17 protein-coding genes and 9 tRNA genes are annotated in these 18,865 nt (G+C 39.5%); 22 read left to right on the top strand and 4 right to left on the bottom strand.

The window, feature by feature from the left end:
• Window positions 1-464: 464 nt before the first annotated feature.
• Window positions 465-1,829, top strand: a complete 1,365-nt coding sequence (locus AAEU31_RS09885) for a hypothetical protein (RefSeq protein WP_421967123.1) — start codon at window positions 465-467, stop codon at window positions 1,827-1,829.
• Window positions 1,830-2,048: 219 nt separating this feature from the next.
• On the opposite strand, the gene AAEU31_RS09880 is transcribed toward AAEU31_RS09885, so the two are convergent.
• Window positions 2,049-2,441, bottom strand: coding sequence for a hypothetical protein (locus AAEU31_RS09880; RefSeq protein ID WP_289098136.1), 393 nt, complete (start codon window positions 2,439-2,441; stop codon window positions 2,049-2,051).
• Window positions 2,442-2,490: 49 nt separating this feature from the next.
• Complete coding sequence (locus AAEU31_RS09875; protein ID WP_421967122.1) at window positions 2,491-2,805, bottom strand: hypothetical protein; 315 nt, start codon at window positions 2,803-2,805, stop codon at window positions 2,491-2,493.
• Between the two features lie 927 nt (window positions 2,806-3,732).
• Here AAEU31_RS09875 and AAEU31_RS09870 point away from each other — a divergent pair.
• A complete protein-coding gene (locus AAEU31_RS09870) occupies window positions 3,733-4,065 on the top strand; it encodes a hypothetical protein (protein ID WP_421967121.1) in 333 nt (110 codons plus the stop codon).
• 363 nt (window positions 4,066-4,428) lie between these two features.
• On the opposite strand, the gene AAEU31_RS09865 is transcribed toward AAEU31_RS09870, so the two are convergent.
• Both AAEU31_RS09865 and AAEU31_RS09860 read right to left on the bottom strand, forming a co-directional pair.
• Window positions 4,429-4,505 (bottom strand) — tRNA-Pro (locus tag AAEU31_RS09865).
• A gap of 104 nt (window positions 4,506-4,609) precedes the next feature.
• A complete protein-coding gene (locus tag AAEU31_RS09860; RefSeq protein WP_135925084.1) occupies window positions 4,610-5,227 on the bottom strand; it encodes an arylesterase in 618 nt (205 codons plus the stop codon).
• On the opposite strand from AAEU31_RS09860, the gene AAEU31_RS09855 reads away from it, so the two are divergent.
• The 20 genes from AAEU31_RS09855 to nadA all read left to right on the top strand — a co-directional run bounded on the left by AAEU31_RS09855 (window position 5,228) and on the right by nadA (window position 18,754).
• Window positions 5,228-5,947, top strand: coding sequence for an ABC transporter ATP-binding protein (locus AAEU31_RS09855; RefSeq protein WP_421967120.1), 720 nt, complete (start codon window positions 5,228-5,230; stop codon window positions 5,945-5,947).
• Complete coding sequence (locus AAEU31_RS09850) at window positions 5,937-8,438, top strand: ABC transporter permease (RefSeq protein ID WP_421967119.1); 2,502 nt, start codon at window positions 5,937-5,939, stop codon at window positions 8,436-8,438. Before AAEU31_RS09855 ends, AAEU31_RS09850 begins: the two co-directional genes overlap by 11 nt.
• A gap of 129 nt (window positions 8,439-8,567) precedes the next feature.
• Complete coding sequence (ruvC, locus tag AAEU31_RS09845; protein ID WP_421967118.1) at window positions 8,568-9,092, top strand: crossover junction endodeoxyribonuclease RuvC; 525 nt, start codon at window positions 8,568-8,570, stop codon at window positions 9,090-9,092.
• Window position 9,093: 1 nt separating this feature from the next.
• Window positions 9,094-9,714 carry a Holliday junction branch migration protein RuvA gene (gene ruvA / locus AAEU31_RS09840; RefSeq protein ID WP_421967117.1) on the top strand — a complete coding sequence of 207 codons (621 nt, stop codon included), beginning with the start codon at window positions 9,094-9,096 and terminating at the stop codon, window positions 9,712-9,714.
• 7 nt (window positions 9,715-9,721) lie between these two features.
• Window positions 9,722-10,726: a Holliday junction branch migration DNA helicase RuvB gene (ruvB, locus tag AAEU31_RS09835; protein WP_135925074.1), complete on the top strand. Its 1,005-nt coding sequence runs from the start codon at window positions 9,722-9,724 to the stop codon at window positions 10,724-10,726.
• A 934-nt stretch (window positions 10,727-11,660) separates the two neighbouring features.
• Window positions 11,661-12,365: a protein TolQ gene (tolQ, locus tag AAEU31_RS09830; protein ID WP_135925071.1), complete on the top strand. Its 705-nt coding sequence runs from the start codon at window positions 11,661-11,663 to the stop codon at window positions 12,363-12,365.
• Window positions 12,352-12,777: a protein TolR gene (gene tolR / locus AAEU31_RS09825; RefSeq protein ID WP_135925068.1), complete on the top strand. Its 426-nt coding sequence runs from the start codon at window positions 12,352-12,354 to the stop codon at window positions 12,775-12,777. The genes tolQ and tolR overlap by 14 nt, the downstream gene beginning before the upstream one ends.
• Before the next feature lies 1 nt (window position 12,778).
• Window positions 12,779-13,717: a cell envelope integrity protein TolA gene (gene tolA / locus AAEU31_RS09820; RefSeq protein WP_421967116.1), complete on the top strand. Its 939-nt coding sequence runs from the start codon at window positions 12,779-12,781 to the stop codon at window positions 13,715-13,717.
• A gap of 9 nt (window positions 13,718-13,726) precedes the next feature.
• Complete coding sequence (tolB, locus tag AAEU31_RS09815) at window positions 13,727-15,085, top strand: Tol-Pal system beta propeller repeat protein TolB (RefSeq protein ID WP_421967115.1); 1,359 nt, start codon at window positions 13,727-13,729, stop codon at window positions 15,083-15,085.
• A 34-nt stretch (window positions 15,086-15,119) separates the two neighbouring features.
• Window positions 15,120-15,662 carry a peptidoglycan-associated lipoprotein Pal gene (gene pal, locus AAEU31_RS09810; protein ID WP_135925061.1) on the top strand — a complete coding sequence of 181 codons (543 nt, stop codon included), beginning with the start codon at window positions 15,120-15,122 and terminating at the stop codon, window positions 15,660-15,662.
• 12 nt (window positions 15,663-15,674) lie between these two features.
• Complete coding sequence (ybgF, locus tag AAEU31_RS09805; RefSeq protein ID WP_135925058.1) at window positions 15,675-16,433, top strand: tol-pal system protein YbgF; 759 nt, start codon at window positions 15,675-15,677, stop codon at window positions 16,431-16,433.
• Between the two features lie 168 nt (window positions 16,434-16,601).
• A tRNA-Lys gene (locus tag AAEU31_RS09800) sits at window positions 16,602-16,677 on the top strand.
• A gap of 62 nt (window positions 16,678-16,739) precedes the next feature.
• A tRNA-Lys gene (locus AAEU31_RS09795) sits at window positions 16,740-16,815 on the top strand.
• A 56-nt stretch (window positions 16,816-16,871) separates the two neighbouring features.
• Window positions 16,872-16,947: transfer RNA gene (locus AAEU31_RS09790), tRNA-Lys, on the top strand.
• Between the two features lie 47 nt (window positions 16,948-16,994).
• A tRNA-Lys gene (locus AAEU31_RS09785) sits at window positions 16,995-17,070 on the top strand.
• Window positions 17,071-17,126: 56 nt separating this feature from the next.
• Window positions 17,127-17,202: transfer RNA gene (locus tag AAEU31_RS09780), tRNA-Lys, on the top strand.
• Window positions 17,203-17,251: 49 nt separating this feature from the next.
• Window positions 17,252-17,327, top strand: a tRNA-Lys gene (locus AAEU31_RS09775).
• A gap of 51 nt (window positions 17,328-17,378) precedes the next feature.
• Window positions 17,379-17,454 (top strand) — tRNA-Lys (locus AAEU31_RS09770).
• A gap of 54 nt (window positions 17,455-17,508) precedes the next feature.
• Window positions 17,509-17,584 (top strand) — tRNA-Lys (locus tag AAEU31_RS09765).
• 129 nt (window positions 17,585-17,713) lie between these two features.
• The gene (gene nadA, locus AAEU31_RS09760; protein ID WP_135925056.1) at window positions 17,714-18,754 is read left to right on the top strand and encodes a quinolinate synthase NadA; all 1,041 of its coding nucleotides are present in this window, start codon (window positions 17,714-17,716) and stop codon (window positions 18,752-18,754) included.
• The last annotated feature ends 111 nt before the right edge of the window (window positions 18,755-18,865 follow it).

The following is an 18,865-nucleotide window of genomic DNA, read 5'->3' as shown; positions in this document are numbered from 1 at the left end:
TATTAGTAATTATTTGATGAATTATTATAACTGGCGCAGGCCACATAGCCATAATCAAATGGTTGCCCCTGCTATAGCAGAAGAAAAACTTAATTCACTGTCCGGAATTAGTTGACCACAACAGAATGAATTGATTCAACAAATACTAAATTTAAAAGTAAACTAGAAATTGCACTTTTCTTCTTTTAGAAAGTTTAATTCGAGTAACATTAATCAATGTCAATTTTTACCCACTGACATGTTTAAATTCTTATTTTTATTAATTAACTAAGTTTAATTTCTGCATTACCCATTTTAGAGATACGGGTTGAATATAATATTAAAAAATAGATGCCTACCTATAATGACTACAATACTGTTTTTTTATTGAGCGTTTGTTGCCTTTTTTAAACTAACTAATTGACAGTAAATGAGAAATCATTAAATTCCATTGGCGAAAATAATTTTATAAAAGGAATAAAATAATGATAAGAAAAGGGCTGTCAGTAGTATTTGTTGCCTTAGGTTTAACCGCTTGTGGTTCAACTCCTAACCAAGTAAACCAATCAGAAAGTTATAATAACTTCTATTTGCCAGGCACCGATGTAAGAACACTTAACGGAAGACTTGCGAAGGTTGATGATCAGTATCAATTAGTCGAAATAAGCTATTCAATAAAGTCAGACTCTGAAAATGCTTGGGTTGAACTAGACACTAGGAGGCCTGAGTGGAATATTAAAGTGGAAAGCGGTGGGTGTGCTTGGGGGCGATTTGAAAGCAATGAATCAATAAAAGAAAAAAAAGGCTGTCACTCTCTAAATGAAGAACAATTTCGTTTACCTACAGAGGCTTTAGGGGGAACTATAACAGGTGCTATATATAGTGCTGGTTTGTTAACTGCAGGCAATATTGAATTCGATGAGGATAAGTACATATCAGCATTGACTGAGGCAGAAAGTAACTTTGAATTTAATGGTTTAAAGGGAAGAATTGCCGTGCAGGCCATGTTAGTTGAATGGACTAAGGCTTACGACTTTTATAATAGTAAGTACCCCTCATTAAAAAAGGAGTTAGCTTCTGTAAACAGTATTGCTAATACTTATAAGATCAAGCGCGTTTCTAAACTACCAAGCAATCTTAAACAACTAAACTATGACTTTTCATCAGTAGAAGATATGAGTTCTTACTTTTCACAATTGTATAGTACATATGAACTTATTTCTGGGGAGATAACTAGTACTAAATTAAATATTGCAAAAAAGGCATTAGCGGATCAACAAAATATGTTCGCAGGTGCAAATACTGTTGATGATTATGACAGAATTTTAGATCAATATAGTAATTCACAATTCGCAGATAAGCATTTATTGGAGCTTGTTGAACAGAAACGTTATGAATTAATTAATAAAAAATATGAAACTGAATTTGCTAAATTAGCAAATACTAGTGACTATCAACGATTTATTGATCTATTTACTCGATATTCTCATGATCCAAAGCGTTATGTAGTAATGACTAGAGAAAAGTTATATGAACACAACACTAGAGTTGCGAAAAAGCAAGCTGAAGAAAGAGTAAGATTAGCCAAGATACAAGAAAAAAAGAGACAGGAACGACTTAAAAAGGAAAGAGATGACTTTATTAGAACGGTTACTGCATATAGAAGCACTTTAGCTGAAGGAAGTAGCTCTCATTGCGGCCTAGTAGTTGAAGTTAAAAAAGTAGTTGCTAGTGTTCAGTCTATGGAAGGCTTACAGTTCATTAAAATAGACCAGCTATATCCTCAAGGATATGCGCAATGTAAATTTTATAATGGCGTGTACCAAGCACCACAAGGTTTAGCCATATAACTACTATTCTGAAAATTTAAATGAGAAGTCACTTACCTTGAAGTGGCTTTTTGTTTTAATATCAGCTTACTTTAGACCCCAAAAGTATTCACCTTTGTATTTGATTAAGCTAGATTGGTATATAGATTCCAAGTTTAGATCAGTTTAATCCATTAAGGTTTTTTAGTACGACACTGAAAATACCTAAATATAAAAAGCGACTCTTTTGAGTCGCTTCAATTAACCATCATTTTCAATGATTGTGTTCCAATGCCACTGCGCTAATTCGAAGAACAAATCAGGCGGCAGTAGAAAGAACTGTTCAAACTCATCAGCCCAAAGCTCGCAGAAATCTTTTATTTGGTCGATGTAAAAGATGAGTATGCGGTACATACCGCTCCCTTCAAGATACTGACTTTCAAGGCTATGCTCTCGAGCAATTGACTTACTAACGCTGACCCCGACGACTTTTCCAACATCATCACGATGAACGTATATGTACTGTGAAAAGTCTAACTCAAGCCTGTCTTCGTTAGTGACATTTGCAAGCCAAAGGCTCGTCGATGCGTCTTGAAAAGGTGACTTAGACTCTCTTGTGTACTTTCTGACAATTTGAAGTTTTGTTTGGCTCATGTTTATCTCCTGTATGTACTTAAAGATAAACATGTTCACTGCAAGCGAATTAATACGAGTTATCGAAGTCAAATTCCAACTGACGCTCATCAACAAAGCCTTCACTAACACCAGCGTCATTACTCACTAATAAGTTAGTGTTGCTGCAAAGTAGTAATAATAGTGACCTTAAAAGAGATAACTGTTCATAGCTAAAACAAATTTTGTAGCTACTCGAAAAGCAGTGAAAAAGCAGCTTCTCTACATCAAAATTATCTTCCGTAAAGTTTAGGTCATAAATAGCGTCATACTCTTGATAAAGGCACTGACTAACTTTCTCTAAAAAATCGGCCGCTACAGCAGCATTGAACTTCTCATTTTCCATTTTGGTTGCTTCCTTCTTTATTAATTTAAAAATAAGAAGCCGCAGACAATGCAAATTTTGCATAAGTAGCTCGCATTTATTTTTGAAGACAAACTTTTTGGAGATGAATATGACTAACTCAAACGTTGTGTAACTATTTCAGAAGCGACCTGCAGTTGCTAATGGTGAAGAATATATTGCTTTATATGAACAAAATGATAGCTACATATATTGCGTAAGAAACTATGTAGCCCATCTAGAGTCTAAAACTTTAATCAAACGCCTTTGAATGTGCAAAAACGGCCTCACTATCTGCGTAGCGAGTTATAAAGTCACTTTCATCAAAATCAAAATCATAAAAGCAAGTTGTAGTTATTGGTTTTTCATTCTCGAGTAAAATTTCAAATTCGGCCTGTAGTACTTCAGAAGCGCGTATAGGCTTATCAAAGTACACGTAACATTTCGAATTACCACCTAATGAATGAGTTTTCCCATCAATATTTATTTTATTACCCTCAATTACAATTTCATTGGGTGTAATAACTAGGTAAGAGAAATAGTAGACTACACATAAGTAAAAAATTGGAGATACAAACAGCGCGGCTTTTATCTTTATGGATTCCGTATCATGAAAGTAATATGTAGATACCAAAGATACCAATGAGAAAAGAAGTGTTATGACAAACATTGGTGTAAGCCAGTTTTTTTTAAATTTGAAGTTCAATATTGATTACCATTTTAAAGCTTAAGTTGACTCAACTGCATTGAACCAATTAGAGAGAGTAATTTTAAGGTTCTCGCCTATTTCCACAAGCACCATTAAGCTTTTTATTTTCCATAAAGTTTGTTTTTTCTCAGCCGATCAAAAAATAATAAATCAGCAGACAATACAAATTTTGCATAAGTAGCTCGTATTTATTTTCGAAGACAAACTTTTTGGAGATGAATATGACTAACTCAAACGTTGTGGAACTATTTCAGAAGCGTCCTGCAGTTGCTAATGATGAAGAATATATTGCTTTATATGAGCAAAATAATGATTACATTTATTACGTAAGAAATTATTTAGCTCAGCAAGAGTTTATAGTTGTTAGCGACTCTTTTATGCAAGCACTACCTGAGGAGATGCGCCCAGCTACGAACGTGTTTTTCAGTTGTAATTTCTGCTTATTGAAACAGTTCAAGCAATTGGTGCAATCGCATATTCTCAACACTGGACAATTTCTTTATTTTTATCATTTGTTTGATAAATCAGTTAACGCGTTTTTTGACTCGTTATGACTTAAAGCCAGCTCTGCTGGCTTTTTTAAATCATTGAGCGTGATTTAAGTGAGGCATTAAAAGTAAAAGGTAATTTGATGGATATTTCAAGCATTCTTAAAAACACTATAACGGTAAGGCAAAGTTTGTTAGTTGATAGGACTGAACAATGATCGTAATAACAAAGCTAAAAAGTTGTGTTTCAATCGAACTCACTATGCTTAAAGCTGGACGAAGTTAGAATGAATTTAAGTCCAATTAACTTAAAAAACGTAAGGGAACAAAAATACTGTATTTTGGGAAGTTACTGGGATAATTATGGGGTGGCTATTTTTTAGCCTTTAAGGACGAAGCAATTAAGTGATTGATTAGGGTGAGAAAAAATGGTCGGCATAGCAGGATTTGAACCTGCGACCCCTGACACCCCATGACAGTGCGCTACCAAGCTGCGCTATATGCCGACGTTGCAAGCCATAGTACGGCTTTTTTTATAAAAATCAATACACCTGCGGTTTGTTTGGCTGTTTATTGTCCAGCTCTAATTATAAAGTGATTAGGCTAGCGGTTAATCTAGCCAATCGTTGATCGTTTTGTACATAAAGTCGCGTATTAATGGTTGAGCATCGGCGTTAGGGTGTAAGTTATCGTTTTGCATAAGCTCTGGTCGCCCAGCAATATCGATCATAAAAAATGGCATAAGTTCTGAGTTTGTTTCATTGGCAATGGTTTTAAAGCTGTCGGTAAAAAGCTTGGTATAACGCGGGCCATAATTTGGTGGGATCTGTACCTCCATTACGGCGGTTTTCGCCCCAGTTTGTTGGCTTTTTGCTATTAAATCACGTAGGTTAGCTTGTAAGCGCTTGATTGGAAAACCGCGTAAACCGTCATTTCCGCCAAGCTCTATAAGCACGTGCGTAGGTTCGAACTCGGTTAGTAATGCATCGAGTCGTCTTAATGCACCGCCTGTGGTTTCACCGCTAATACTGGCGTTTACTAGGTATACTGATTGGTCTTTTTCATCGTACTTATCTTGTAACAATTTAACCCAGCCTTGCTCTTGTTTAAGGCCATAAGCGGCGCTTAAACTGTCACCTAAAATTAAAATTGTGTTGTCAGCTGCTGCCGTAAGTGGTTTGATTACTAACAGTAAAACGAATATAAAACGTAGGATTGGATGCATCATATGTCAGCGCTTTCTCAATTAAACATTATTCAAGTTAAAGGACTTTCTAAAACGGTCACCACGGTTGAGGGCGACCTCACCATCCTCAGTGACATCAGCTTTAATGTCAAGTCAGGAGATTCGGTTGCGGTAGTGGGCACATCTGGTTCGGGTAAGTCTACTTTATTAAGTTTATTAGCCGGCCTTGACCAATCAACCAATGGCAGTATTCATTTAGATGGTGCTGCATTACACGAATTAGATGAGGAAGAACGTGCTGCACTTCGCGCAGAGAAAGTGGGATTTGTATTTCAATCTTTCATGCTCGTGCAAAGTTTAACAGCTCTAGAAAACGTGATGCTTCCGGCTGAACTTACAGGAAGCAAAAATGCTAAACAACAAGCACTTGAGCTACTTGAAAAAGTAGGGCTAAGTCATCGTGTTGGCCATTACCCGTCACAATTGTCGGGCGGTGAGCAGCAACGTGTAGCGATTGCTCGTGCATTTATTGGTACACCTAAAATTTTATTTGCCGATGAACCTTCAGCCAACCTTGATAGTAAAAACGGTAAGCTCATTGAGTCGTTATTATTTGAACTTAATCAAGAACACGGTACGACACTTATTTTAGTAACTCATGATGAGCAGCTTGCGCAAAAATGCCAGCAAATATTACATATTGAAGCAGGGCAATTAGTAACAGTAAAAGAAAGCGAAGGAGTGCAAGCGAATGTGGGCTAAATTAGCACTAAAACTGTTTTCACGTGAGTTTAAGCGCGGTGAGTTAACAGTGATCAGTGCAGCCATAGCTTTAGCTGTACTGACTGTTTTAACTTTATCTATGGTTACTGACCGTATCGGTCAAAGTATTGAGCAAAAAAGCAGTGCCTTTATTGCTGCAGATCGTGTCTTAGCAAGTAACCATGCTTTACCTGCTGAGTTTTTAGATAAAGCCGCCCAAGATAACATTCGCACCGCAAAAATAACCTATTTCGATACCATGCTATTTGCTGGTGACGAAATGCAGTTGGGTTCGGTTAAAGCGGTATCAAACACTTATCCATTAAAAGGCGAGCTAAAGATAAAATCTAGCTTAACTGCTGAGCCTCAGGTAACTGAAGACATTCCAACTCGCGGTGAAGTTTGGCTCAGTGAGTCGGTGTTCTATGCGCTTAATATTAAAGTTGGCGATAAAGTAGAGTTAGGAGCCGCCACTTTTGTTGCCAGTCATGTTGTAGCTGAAGAGCCAGATGCACCGTTTAATGTGTTTTCTAGTAGCCAACGTATTTTAATTAACGAAGACGATATTGCAAAAACTCAGGTTATTCAGCCGGGTAGTCGAGTGTTTTACCGCCAGCTCTATGCTGGGGACGAAAGCGATATCGAAAATTTTTATAGCTGGTTAAAACCTCAAATGAAAGAAAACCAGCGTTGGTATGGCGTTAAAGACCGCCAATCGCCTATTTCTAATAGCTTAAACCGCGCCGAAAGCTACTTATTATTGGCAGGCTTACTTGGCATCATACTAGCTGCTGTGGCTATCGCGGTATCGGCAAAGCGCTATTGTGAACGCCAATACGACCCTGTTGCCATGATGAAAACACTCGGCGGTAGCCGCGCTATGATCCGTAAAATATATCTACTTCATTTGAGCCTTGTTTGTTCAATGTCGGTGATCGTTGGTTTGCTGATTGGTTATGGATTGCAAGCCATTGCAACAGATTATCTAGCACAAAGCATGGGCTCAGTACTTCCTAGTGCATCGGCTAAACCGTGGATTATTGCAATTAGCACAGGTTTAATTTGTGCAATTATGTTCTCGATTAAACCATTACTCGATTTATTTGATATTCCGCCGCTGCGCGTACTGCGTCGTAACTTAGGCGATCGTTTATTGGTCAGTAAAATACACCTTGCTATGTCTGCACTTACCGTATTTTTACTGATGTGGTTATTTAGTAATAATATTAAAATAAGCGCTATTTTGTTTCTCTCTACAGCGTTTTTAATTGCTGTGTTGTTTGGTTTATCAAAGGTTATATTTGGTGGCGGTCGAAAGCTCGGTTTAAGCCCTGGTAATAGCTGGTCTTTGGCAATTGCGTCTATCCAAAAACGCGCCAATGTGAATGCTGTGCAATTGATTAGTTTTGCTTTGGCTATCAAACTGTTGCTGTTTTTAATTGTACTTAAAAATGACATGATCTCTGACTGGCAATCGCAATTACCGGTTGATGCGCCCAATTCATTTTTAGTGAATATAACAGAGCAAGAACTAGAGCCAATTACGAGCTTTTTAGCAGAGCGAGATATGCCAACCTCTGACTTTTACCCGGTTGTCCGTGGCCGCGTAAACGCCGTTAATGGCGAGTTGGTAGCTCGTGAAGTCTCACAAGAAGACAATGAAAAGAAAGATGAAGAAGCCCGTTCAGGTATTGGTCGTGAGCTAAACCTAACTTGGCGTGAAGATTTACCAAGTCAAAATGAGCTTATTGATGGCAGATGGTTCACAAAAGATTCTGTCGCTGAAGCTTCAGTTGAAGAGTCTATGCTTGAACGCCTTGATGTTAAATTAGGTGACACATTAACCTTTTTGATTGGTGCACAATCGTTTGATGCCAAAATCACCAGTGTGCGCAAGGTTAATTGGACAACATTAAAGCCGAACTTCTTTATTATTCTAAGTCCTGATGTATTGGCGAGTTTCCCTGCTACTTATATTTCATCGGTAAATGTAAAAGCAGATAAAAAGCGCGAGTTTAATGAGCTAATGCGCCAGTACCCAACGGTTAATGTGATTGATGTTGAAAGCTTTATAAAGCAAATCCGCTCAACCATAGAGCAAGTATCGTTAGCGATAGGGTTTGTGTTGGCAATTGTTGTTGCTTGTGGTGCTTTAGTGCTTATTTCACAAGTACAAGCAAGTTTAGGCGAGCGTATGCAAGAGATAGTTATTTTGCGAACCTTAGGTGCGAAAGGGCGCTTAATTAAAAATGCCACCTTATATGAGTTTTTACTATTAGGGGTCACAGCAGGCTTAGTCGCTGCCATTGTTAGTGATGTTGCATTATTAATAGTACAAAGGCAGATGTTTGAATTAGCAGGCAAACTGCATCCGCATATTTGGTTAATTGGCCCTGCGGTAGGGGGCTTATTTGTGGCATGTTTGGGTTATTTAATGATAGCCAGAACAATGCGCAAAAATACTCAAGGCTTATTGCGCTCGTTGGCATAAGATAAAGCTGTGTGAAAAATGCTCGCAATTGCGGGCATTTTTTATGAATTGCAATTGGTTACTGGTAATTTATACAGTGCTCTGGCATTATTAACTGCAGATAATAATGATAATAGACGGGTCAGTTAGTTGGCGATTATTTTAGGAATTGATCCTGGTTCACGATTAACAGGGTATGGTGTGATTGCCTATCAAGGTGCAAAGTTTACCTATTTAGGAAGTGGTTGCATTAAATTAGCCGATCACGATTTTCCGGTGCGCTTAAAAATGATTTACCAAGGTATTAGCCAGTTGGTAGAACAATTCTCTCCAGATAGCTTTGCTATCGAAAAAGTGTTTATGGCACATAATCCAGACTCGGCACTTAAACTAGGCCAAGCCCGAGGTGCAGCAATTGTTGGTGCTTCAATGGCTGAGCTGCCAGTTTATGAGTATTCGGCACGACAAATTAAGCAAGCAGTTGTAGGTAATGGTGGTGCCGATAAGTCGCAAGTACAGCATATGGTTAAAAATATATTAAAATTACCGGGCACTCCGCAAGCCGATGCTGCTGATGCCTTGGCTATTGCTATTTGTCATGCTCACTCAGAACAAAATTTAATAAAACTTGCGGGGAGCGCTAGCAAAACCGTAAGAGGACGATTAAGGAAGTAATATGATTGGTCGATTAAATGGCTTACTAGTTGAAAAACAGCCACCAGAAATTCTTATTGAAGTAAGTGGTGTAGGCTACGAAGTACAAATGCCAATGACCTGTTTTTATGATTTACCGGCAGTGGGTGAGCAAGCGATTATTTATACCCACTTTGTAGTACGTGAAGATGCCCAGCTATTATTTGGTTTTAACAATAAAACCGAACGCGCTTTATTTAGAGAGCTATTAAAAGCCAATGGTGTTGGCCCTAAACTTGGCCTTGCCATTTTATCGGGAATGTCGGCGCAGCAATTTGTAACGTGTGTAAATAATGAAGATGCAACCACTTTGGTTAAACTACCGGGAGTTGGTAAAAAAACCGCTGAGCGTTTAGTGCTTGAAATGAAAGACAGACTTAAAAGTTGGGGTAATGACTTATTTACGCCATTTAGCGATAATGCGGTTATTGAGCCAGCAAGTAATAATACACTTGTGGCAAATAACGCTGCCGATGATGCTGTTTCAGCGCTTGAAGCGTTAGGTTACAAATTACCGCAAGCACAAAAAGCGGTTAAAGCAGTTAATAAACCAGATATGACGACCGAGGTTCTAATTAAAGAAGCTCTAAAATCAATGTTGTGAGTAAACCATGATTGAAGCAGATCGCTTAATTGATGCATCTGAGCAAAGTAACGAAGACAGTGTTGACCGTGCTATACGGCCAAAGCTTCTTAATGATTACACAGGCCAGCCGCATGTTAAGCAACAAATGGAAATTTTTATTGAGGCCGCACGGCACCGTGGTGAAGCACTCGATCACTTATTAATATTCGGTCCTCCGGGTCTTGGTAAAACGACTCTTGCTAACATTGTTGCTAACGAGCTTAACGTAAATATTAAAACGACGTCTGGTCCTGTACTCGAAAAGGCAGGGGACCTTGCTGCACTTTTAACAAACCTTGAAGAAGGTGATGTACTTTTTATTGATGAAATACATCGGCTAAGTCCACAAGTTGAAGAGATTTTATATCCGGCGATGGAAGATTATCAGCTAGATATTATGATTGGTGAAGGCCCTGCAGCGCGCTCAATAAAACTCGATTTACCGCCATTTACATTAATTGGCGCAACAACACGGGCAGGATCACTTACCTCACCGCTAAGAGACCGTTTTGGTATTGTACAGCGCTTAGAGTTTTATTCTGTTGAAGACTTATCAAAAATTGTTGCACGTTCTGCTAGCTTTTTAAATTTAACCATGTGTGATGAAGGCGCGGCAGAAATAGCCAAGCGCTCGCGTGGTACACCTCGAATTGCAAATCGTTTGTTGCGCCGTGTGCGTGATTACACCCAAGTACGCTCAGATGGTAAAGTAAATGCTTCGGTGGCTGAGCAAGCACTCGATATGATTGATGTTGATAAAAGTGGCTTTGATTATATGGACCGTAAATACTTGCTTGCTATTATCGAAAAATTTATGGGCGGCCCCGTTGGTCTTGATAACCTCGCTGCCGCCATCGGCGAAGAAAAAGAAACCATAGAAGATGTAATAGAGCCTTTTTTAATACAGCAAGGTTTTATTCAACGCACTCCACGCGGACGACTTGTCTCGGATATTGCCTACCTTCACTTTGGTTTAACACCCGATAAATAATCAAACCTAAAGCTTAGTAACAAGTTTTTTATTTATAAGTTTCGAGCAGCTCAAAAGGGCTGCTTTTTTAATTTAGGTAACTTGGTTTTATTTATTAGCAAGATAGGTTTTACCGCTTACCGCTTACCGCTTACCGCTTACCGCTTACCGCTTAGTATCATTTTAACATCTGTAATTCACATGCTGTTAAGTTAGCTGTAGGTATTCTCGTTCACGTTTGCTCAGGCAAAAAAAAGCCCGCATAAGGATGCGGGCAAACAACAAGTTGAAGGAAGTAATCTTGGAAACTATGGTCAATTTGAACGAGGTTTTATCCTGTGCAAATTAACCTGGAGCAATACGAAACATCATAATGCAAAAAACTGAGCTTAATGAAAGACTCTTTCATGAGGTTGCTAGCTCGGTATAGGTAAATAATACGCAATGAAGGATTTTTCTTCAAACTAGAAAAATTTTATTTTCAGATAAAAAAAACTAATGTGAGTGAAAATTTAAGTTGTGTGCTTTTTGTTCACTTTTTGGTGTTTTTATATTTAAGCTCATGAATAAAGTGGGTTTTAAAAATTTTATGAACTTCATTCAGGATTAGTTTAAGTATTCTGTAGTAGATTCGCAAAACTGCTTTTGGGTGTTTATGCGTGTTTTTTGAATAAAAGCGCTATTTTTTGAGGTTTTATTAGCTTTTTAGGATTTTTGTAATGACTTTTTATTAAGGTAAAAATATGCACAAAAAGACGAGTGAAACTTAATATGACTAAAAAATAGCTAAGCAATTTGCTTTTTACCGTTAATTGCCGCTAATTCACAGCAAGAGCGTTGTCAGTTTATAACTGACTATATACACTAGGCACAACTTTTGGCCTCATTTATGGTCAAACAGTGCGCATGTAAAAAATATAACAAATTATATAGAAATCTATTTTAGGAGTTTAACGTGGGATCAGGGCTTAACTTTTTAGATCTTATTCTAGAAGCCAGTGTACTTGTCCAGCTAGTAATGTTGGCATTAGTCGGTATGTCGGTAATGTCATGGGCAATTATTTTTCAACGTAAAAAAGCGATTTCTGATGCACTTAATGGCGCAAAGCGTTTTGAGCAAAAGTTTTGGTCAGGCGTTGATTTAAGTAAACTATATAATGAAGTGTCAGCTCGTCCTGGAGGCGCTTCTGGTGTTGAGGCACTTTTCGTCGCAGGTTTTAAAGAATTTGCTCGTCATAAGAAAAATTCAATTCAAAGCGCAAGTATTGTGATGGAAGGAACGCATCGTTCTATGCGCGTTGCTTTGTCTCGCGAAGTAGAAAAACTAGAATCAAGTCTTTCATTTTTAGCAACAGTAGGTTCAATTAGCCCATATATCGGCCTATTTGGTACGGTGTGGGGTATCATGAATGCGTTTATCGCGTTAGGCGAAGTTAAGCAAGCTACGTTACAAATGGTTGCACCGGGTATTGCAGAAGCACTCATCGCTACAGCGATGGGCTTATTTGCGGCAATCCCAGCTGTTATCGCTTACAACCGTTTTGCAAACAAAGTAGAAAAGCTTGAAGGTAATTACATTAACTTCATGGAAGAGTTTGCTAATATTTTACACCGCCAAGCAGCTACACAAATAGAGGCTAAAGCGAATGTATCAGCGTAAGAAACGTCGCCCTGTAGGGGAGATAAACGTAGTACCTTACATTGATGTAATGTTAGTACTGCTAATCATATTTATGGCAACAGCACCACTTATCACCCATGGTGTAAAAGTCGACTTACCGAAAATGGAAGAGTCTGATCTTGTTGATACCAAAGATACACCACCGATCATTGCTTCAATTGATGCCGAAGGTAAATATTATGTCAGTATTGGTACTGACCCAGAAGCGCCGATGGAAGCCCTTGATGTGGCGGCGGTTATAAAGCTACAGCTGCAGAAAAATCCAGATACTCCGGTTATGATTAAAGGCTCTGGCCGCGTTTCTTATCAAGAAGTATTGCTATTAATGGACTTTTTGAAAAACGCGGGTGTTCCGTCTGTTGGTTTAATGACTGAATCATTCGAGGAGTAGTATGCGTGCATCAATAATAAAATCGGTTATTTTGCACCTTGCTATCGTTGGTTTTTTAGTAGCGAGTGCAAACTTTCATATGCCAGCTCCTAAAGTCATGGAAGTAAACCTTAATCCAGCGTTACCTGCACCAGAAAAAGCTGTGTCTGCTGTTACCGTTGATCAACAACAGGTTGAGCAGAAAATTGCAGAGCTTAAAAAGCAAGAAGAAGCAAAAAAACAAGCCGAAGCGAAACGTATTCAAGAGCTAGAGCGTCGAGCTAATGAAGCGCGTAAGCAAAGAGAAGCTGAAGACCGTCGTCTTAAAAAGCTAGAGCAACAGCGCCGTGCTAAGGAAAAAGAAAAAGCAGAAGCTGAAGCACAAGCGAAAAAAGCACGCGAAATTCAAGAGAAAGAACGTGCAAAAGCTGAACAAGCTGAAAAGCAAAAGCAAGAGGCTGAAGCTGCAGCAAAAGCAGCCGCTGATAAACGTAAAGCTGAAGAAGAAGCGTTAAAGAAAGCGGAAGAAGAGCGTAAGCGTAAAGCAGCTGAAGCAGAAGCTGAGCGTAAACGTAAAGCTGAAGAAGCCGAACGTAAGCGTCAACAAGCTTTACAAGAACAAATGCTGCAAGAACAGTTAGCAGCAGAGCAAGCTGCACGTAACAAGGTACGTCAACAACAAGTTCTAGGCGAAGTTGAAAAATACAAAGCGTTAATAATGGCACGCATTCAGCAAAACTTCTTAAAAGATGAGAAGATGAAAGGCAAAGAGTGTCGCCTTAATATACGTCTTGGTTTTAATGGCCTTGTGACTCAAGTAAAATCGCTTGGTGGTGATACCTTAGTGTGTGAAGCTGCAATGCGTGCAGTGCGTATGGCAGATACATTACCAGTATCACCTGATCGTGACGTATTTGAGCAACTAAAAAATATAAACTTAACCATAGCACCTAAATTTTAAAGGAATGATATGTTTAACCAGATAAAAACTGCGTTTTTTATTGTATTACTGGGCTTTCATGGCATTGCCAGTGCTGCCTTAGAAATTGTAATTACCGATGGTATCGATGGCGCTCGCCCAATTGCGGTTGTGCCTTTTAAATATCAAGGTGTTGGTCCTATCCCTGAAGAATTAAATAAAGTGATTGCAGCTGATTTAATGCGCAGTGGTAAGTTTAAGCCAATCGATGTAGCAAACATGCCGCAGTTACCGGGCAAAGATGCTGATGTTGACTATGGCGCATGGGTTAACCAAGGCGTTGAGGCTGTGCTTGTTGGTCAAGTAGAGCAACAGCCAGGCGGCCGCTACCTTGTAAAATATGAACTTATTGATGTTATTCGTGGGCAAATCACCGGCGGACAAACAAAAATGATGGCTAATGGCAAATTAATGCAAAGCCAAGATCATATTTTAGACGCCCGTGAAAGTGTGATTTCTGAAACCGGTTTTCGCCGTTATGCACACCGCATTAGTGATGTGGTTTACGAAGCACTAACTGGCGAAAAAGGCGCATTTCTAACAAAAATTGCTTACGTTATCGTGCGTGATGATGAGCCAAAACCTTATCAGCTCGTTGTTGCAGATTACGACGGTTATAATGAACAAGTTCTACTTCGCTCTAAAGAACCTCTTATGTCACCAGCGTGGTCACCAGATGGGACTAAACTTGCGTATGTAACTTTTGAGAATCGTCAAAGCCAAATTTACATCCAAGATCTTTACACTGGTAAGCGCGAGTTAATCACAAGCCATCAAGGTATCAATGGTGCACCACAGTTTTCACCAGATGGTCAAAAGCTACTTTTAGTACTTTCGAAAGACCGCAATGGTGCAACCGAAGTATACCTTTTAGACCTTGCTACGCGTAAAGAAACACGCCTAACAAATCACCGCAGTATCGATACAGAGCCTTCTTGGTTCCCAAATGGTGAAGATATTGTGTTTACGTCTGAAAGGGGTGGTAATGCCCAGATTTATAAGTTAAATTTAAAAACAGGCAGAGCTAAAAGAATGACGTTTGATGGTGATATGAATTTAGCAGGTTCTATTTCACCTGACGGAAAAGAATTAGTGATGGTGAATCGAACAAACGGTCGATACCATCTTGCTAAAAAAGAGCTAGCTACTGGTGCGTTCCAAGTGTTAACGAGAACACGCCTAGATGAATCGCCAAGTATCGCGCCAAACGGTTCGATGATTATCTATAGCACGCTTCATAATAATAAACAGGTATTAGCGTTAGTTTCTATGGATGGTCGCTTTAAAGCACGTTTGCCTGTACTAGACGGACAAGTTAAGGCACCGGCTTGGTCGCCTTATTTACAGTAATTTTACTGGTTTACTCAATATAGGAATCAATTAAATGCAACTTAATAAAACTTTAAAAGGCCTGCTAATTGCTGTGCCAGTGATGACATTAGCAGCATGTAGCTCTTCTTCTGATCTTGATGAAGGTGCTGCAAACCAATCTAACCAAGGTATGGTTGAGCAATCAAACAACAATGATACAGTTGAAGTTGCAACACTTACTCCAGAGCAGCAAGCTGAAGAAGCACTTCGTCAAAAATACGAAGCGTTACGTCAAGAGCAAATCATTTACTTCGGTTTTGATAATGCAAAAATTCAAAGCAAATATGCTGAGCTTTTACAAGCACACGCTGAATTCTTAGTACAAAACCCATCAGTTAAAGTACTAATCGAAGGTCACGCAGATGAGCGCGGTACACCTGAGTACAACATCGCGTTAGGTGAGCACCGTGGTCAAGCAGTAGAAAAATATTTACAAAGCTTAGGTGTTTCTGCTAGCCAAATGTCAGTAGTGAGCTATGGTGAAGAAAAGCCAATGGTTAAGTCTCGCACTGAAGAAGCGTTCGCGAAAAACCGTCGCGCAGTATTAGTTTACTAATAAAGAGTCATTATGAAGCCGAAAATTATTTTGGCAGCAATGATCTTAAGCGGGAGCACCCAGTTATGGGCTGCTCCCGCTCCTGTTTCAGAAGCTGCAAGCTCACAATCGAGCATTGAGAAGCGTTTAGTCGCGTTAGAAAACATGATGAAGTCACGTAATTTATTACAAGCTGAGCTTCAGCAGCAGCTTAATATATTACAAGACGAAGTAAGCCAAGTTCGTGGTATTACGGAAGAGCAAAGCTATAAGCTTGAAAAAGTACTTCAGCGCCAACGCGAGTTGTACCAAGAAATCGAGAATCGTGTAAGCCAAGCATATAGCCAACCTGCTACGCCAGCTCAACCTACAAACAGCTATACCGATGTAGGGGCTACGCAAGCGATTAGTTCAGACTTATCAGAAAACGAGGCTTATGAGCGCGCTGTAGCGTTAATCATGAAAGATAAACGTTATGAGCAAGCGATTCCTGAGTTTCAAACATTCTTAACGACTTATCCTAATTCAGTATATGCATCTAATGCACATTATTGGTTAGGTCAGTTGTTAACAATACAAAATGATCAAGCGGGTGCGACTGAACACTTTAAAAAAGTAGTCAATGAGTATCCTAATTCTAACAAGCGCCCAGATGCGATGCTAAAGTTAGGAAACTTATTAGCTGATCAAGGTTTAAGCGAGCAAGCACTTAAAACCTTTAATGATTTAATTAATCAGTACCCAAGTACGACTGCTGCAAAATTAGCCACAGAACGTCTGTCGCAAATGTAGATTTGACCTGATTAGACTGCTTTTTGACTTAAGCGGTCTAAAATTAGGCATCTAGACATAAAAACTTAAAAAAAGAGATATTTTCTGTTGCACTCAGCATTTAAATAAGTATTATAAGCGCCCGCAGCAGGCGATTGGTAACAACAGCCGAATTGCGGAAAAAAGAGCGGGTCATTAGCTCAGTTGGTAGAGCAGTGGACTTTTAATCCATTGGTCGATGGTTCAAGTCCATCATGACCCACCATTCTATTAGAATGGTAATCTTTAATCGACGGATTTACGTATAGCTTTTATAAGCATCAGAGCGGGTCATTAGCTCAGTTGGTAGAGCAGTGGACTTTTAATCCATTGGTCGATGGTTCAAGTCCATCATGACCCACCATTCTTTGAATGGTTCTATATCGACGGATTTACGTAGCTTTTAATAAGCAGCAGAGCGGGTCATTAGCTCAGTTGGTAGAGCAGTGGACTTTTAATCCATTGGTCGATGGTTCAAGTCCATCATGACCCACCATTCTTTGAATGGTCATATCGGCGGATTTACGCACTTAATACCAGAGCGGGTCATTAGCTCAGTTGGTAGAGCAGTGGACTTTTAATCCATTGGTCGATGGTTCAAGTCCATCATGACCCACCATTTTATGGTATTATTCAAATCGGCGGATATACGCAGCTTTCATTAAGCGACAGAGCGGGTCATTAGCTCAGTTGGTAGAGCAGTGGACTTTTAATCCATTGGTCGATGGTTCAAGTCCATCATGACCCACCATTCTTCGAGTGGTCTTATATCGGCGGATTTACGCACTTAATACCAGAGCGGGTCATTAGCTCAGTTGGTAGAGCAGTGGACTTTTAATCCATTGGTCGATGGTTCAAGTCCATCATGACCCACCATTTAAAATGGTATTTTACATCGGCGGATTTACGTATCTAAATATCCAGAGCGGGTCATTAGCTCAGTTGGTAGAGCAGTGGACTTTTAATCCATTGGTCGATGGTTCAAGTCCATCATGACCCACCATTTCTAAAAATGGTATCTCACATCGGCGGATTTACGCATCTAAATATTCAGAGCGGGTCATTAGCTCAGTTGGTAGAGCAGTGGACTTTTAATCCATTGGTCGATGGTTCAAGTCCATCATGACCCACCATCTCTTACTTACCTTTTCTATCTAAGTTATCCTTTATTTATCTTAACAGCGCACAGCAATACTGTTCTTTAGCTTAAGATTCTCGTATAATTCGCGCCATGAATGCACTGTGGACTAAGTGGTCGAGAAATGAGTCTAGCTGAACAAATTATGCCTGAAGATTATATCTTCCCTCCAAAGCCAGCTCCGTTATCAAAAGACGAGCAAGCCGAGTACAAGGCACGTATCAAACAATTATTGAAAGATAAGAACGCCGTTCTTGTTGCCCATTATTACACTGATCCTGAAATTCAAGCGCTTGCTGAAGAAACAGGTGGTTGTGTTGCTGACTCGCTAGAAATGGCGCGTTTTGGCGCTAAGCACGACGCAGATGTAATTGTGGTTGCGGGTGTTCGCTTCATGGGCGAAACAGCAAAAATCCTTACGCCAAATAAAACAGTTGTTATGCCAACACTTGCTGCAACCTGTTCATTAGACGTAGGTTGCCCAATCGAAGAGTTCTCTGCGTTTTGTGATCAGCATCCAGATCGCAAAGTAGTAGTGTATGCAAATACATCAACTGCAGTTAAGGCGCGTGCAGATTGGATTGTTACTTCTTCATGTGCCCTAGAGATCGTAGAGCACTTAGACGAGCAAGGCGAAAAAATCATTTGGGGTCCTGACAAACACTTAGGTTCTTATATTCAAAAGAACACAGGTGCTGACATGATCATGTGGAATGGCGCCTGTATCGTTCATGACGAGTTTAAAACCAAAGCACTTAAGGATATGAAAGCCTTACACCCAGATGCGGCTGTATTGGTTCACCCAGAGTCACCTGCGGAGATTGTAGCCTTAGCAGATGCAGTTGGTTCAACAAGCCAACTTATCAAAGCAGCGCAAACCATGGACAACAAAAAGTTCATCGTCGCGACTGACCGTGGCATTTTCTACAAAATGCAGCAGTTATGCCCAGAGAAAGAATTCTTTGAAGCACCAACAGCAGGTGAAGGCGCAACATGTAAAAGCTGTGCACATTGCCCGTGGATGGCAATGAATGGCTTAAAAGCGATTGAAGAAGCACTGACAGACCCAGAAGGTAAAGAAGTGTTTGTTGATATGGACTTACGTGAAGGCGCATTAAAGTCGCTTAACCGTATGTTAGAGTTCTCTGCAACGCTTCAGCGTTAATGTTTATACAAAAGGCAAGGTGTTTACCTTGCCTTTTTTGTTTGATTACTAATCACTTAACTACACTATTTTAAAAAGCCCTTGCGTCTGTAGGGTTGTTTTCATACTATA

It is taken from the genome of Pseudoalteromonas thalassia, assembly GCF_049257215.1.
Classification (GTDB): domain Bacteria; phylum Pseudomonadota; class Gammaproteobacteria; order Enterobacterales; family Alteromonadaceae; genus Pseudoalteromonas; species Pseudoalteromonas lipolytica_C.
Note: the sequence above shows the minus strand (reverse complement) of the source record. Positions and strands in the feature narration are given on the sequence as shown.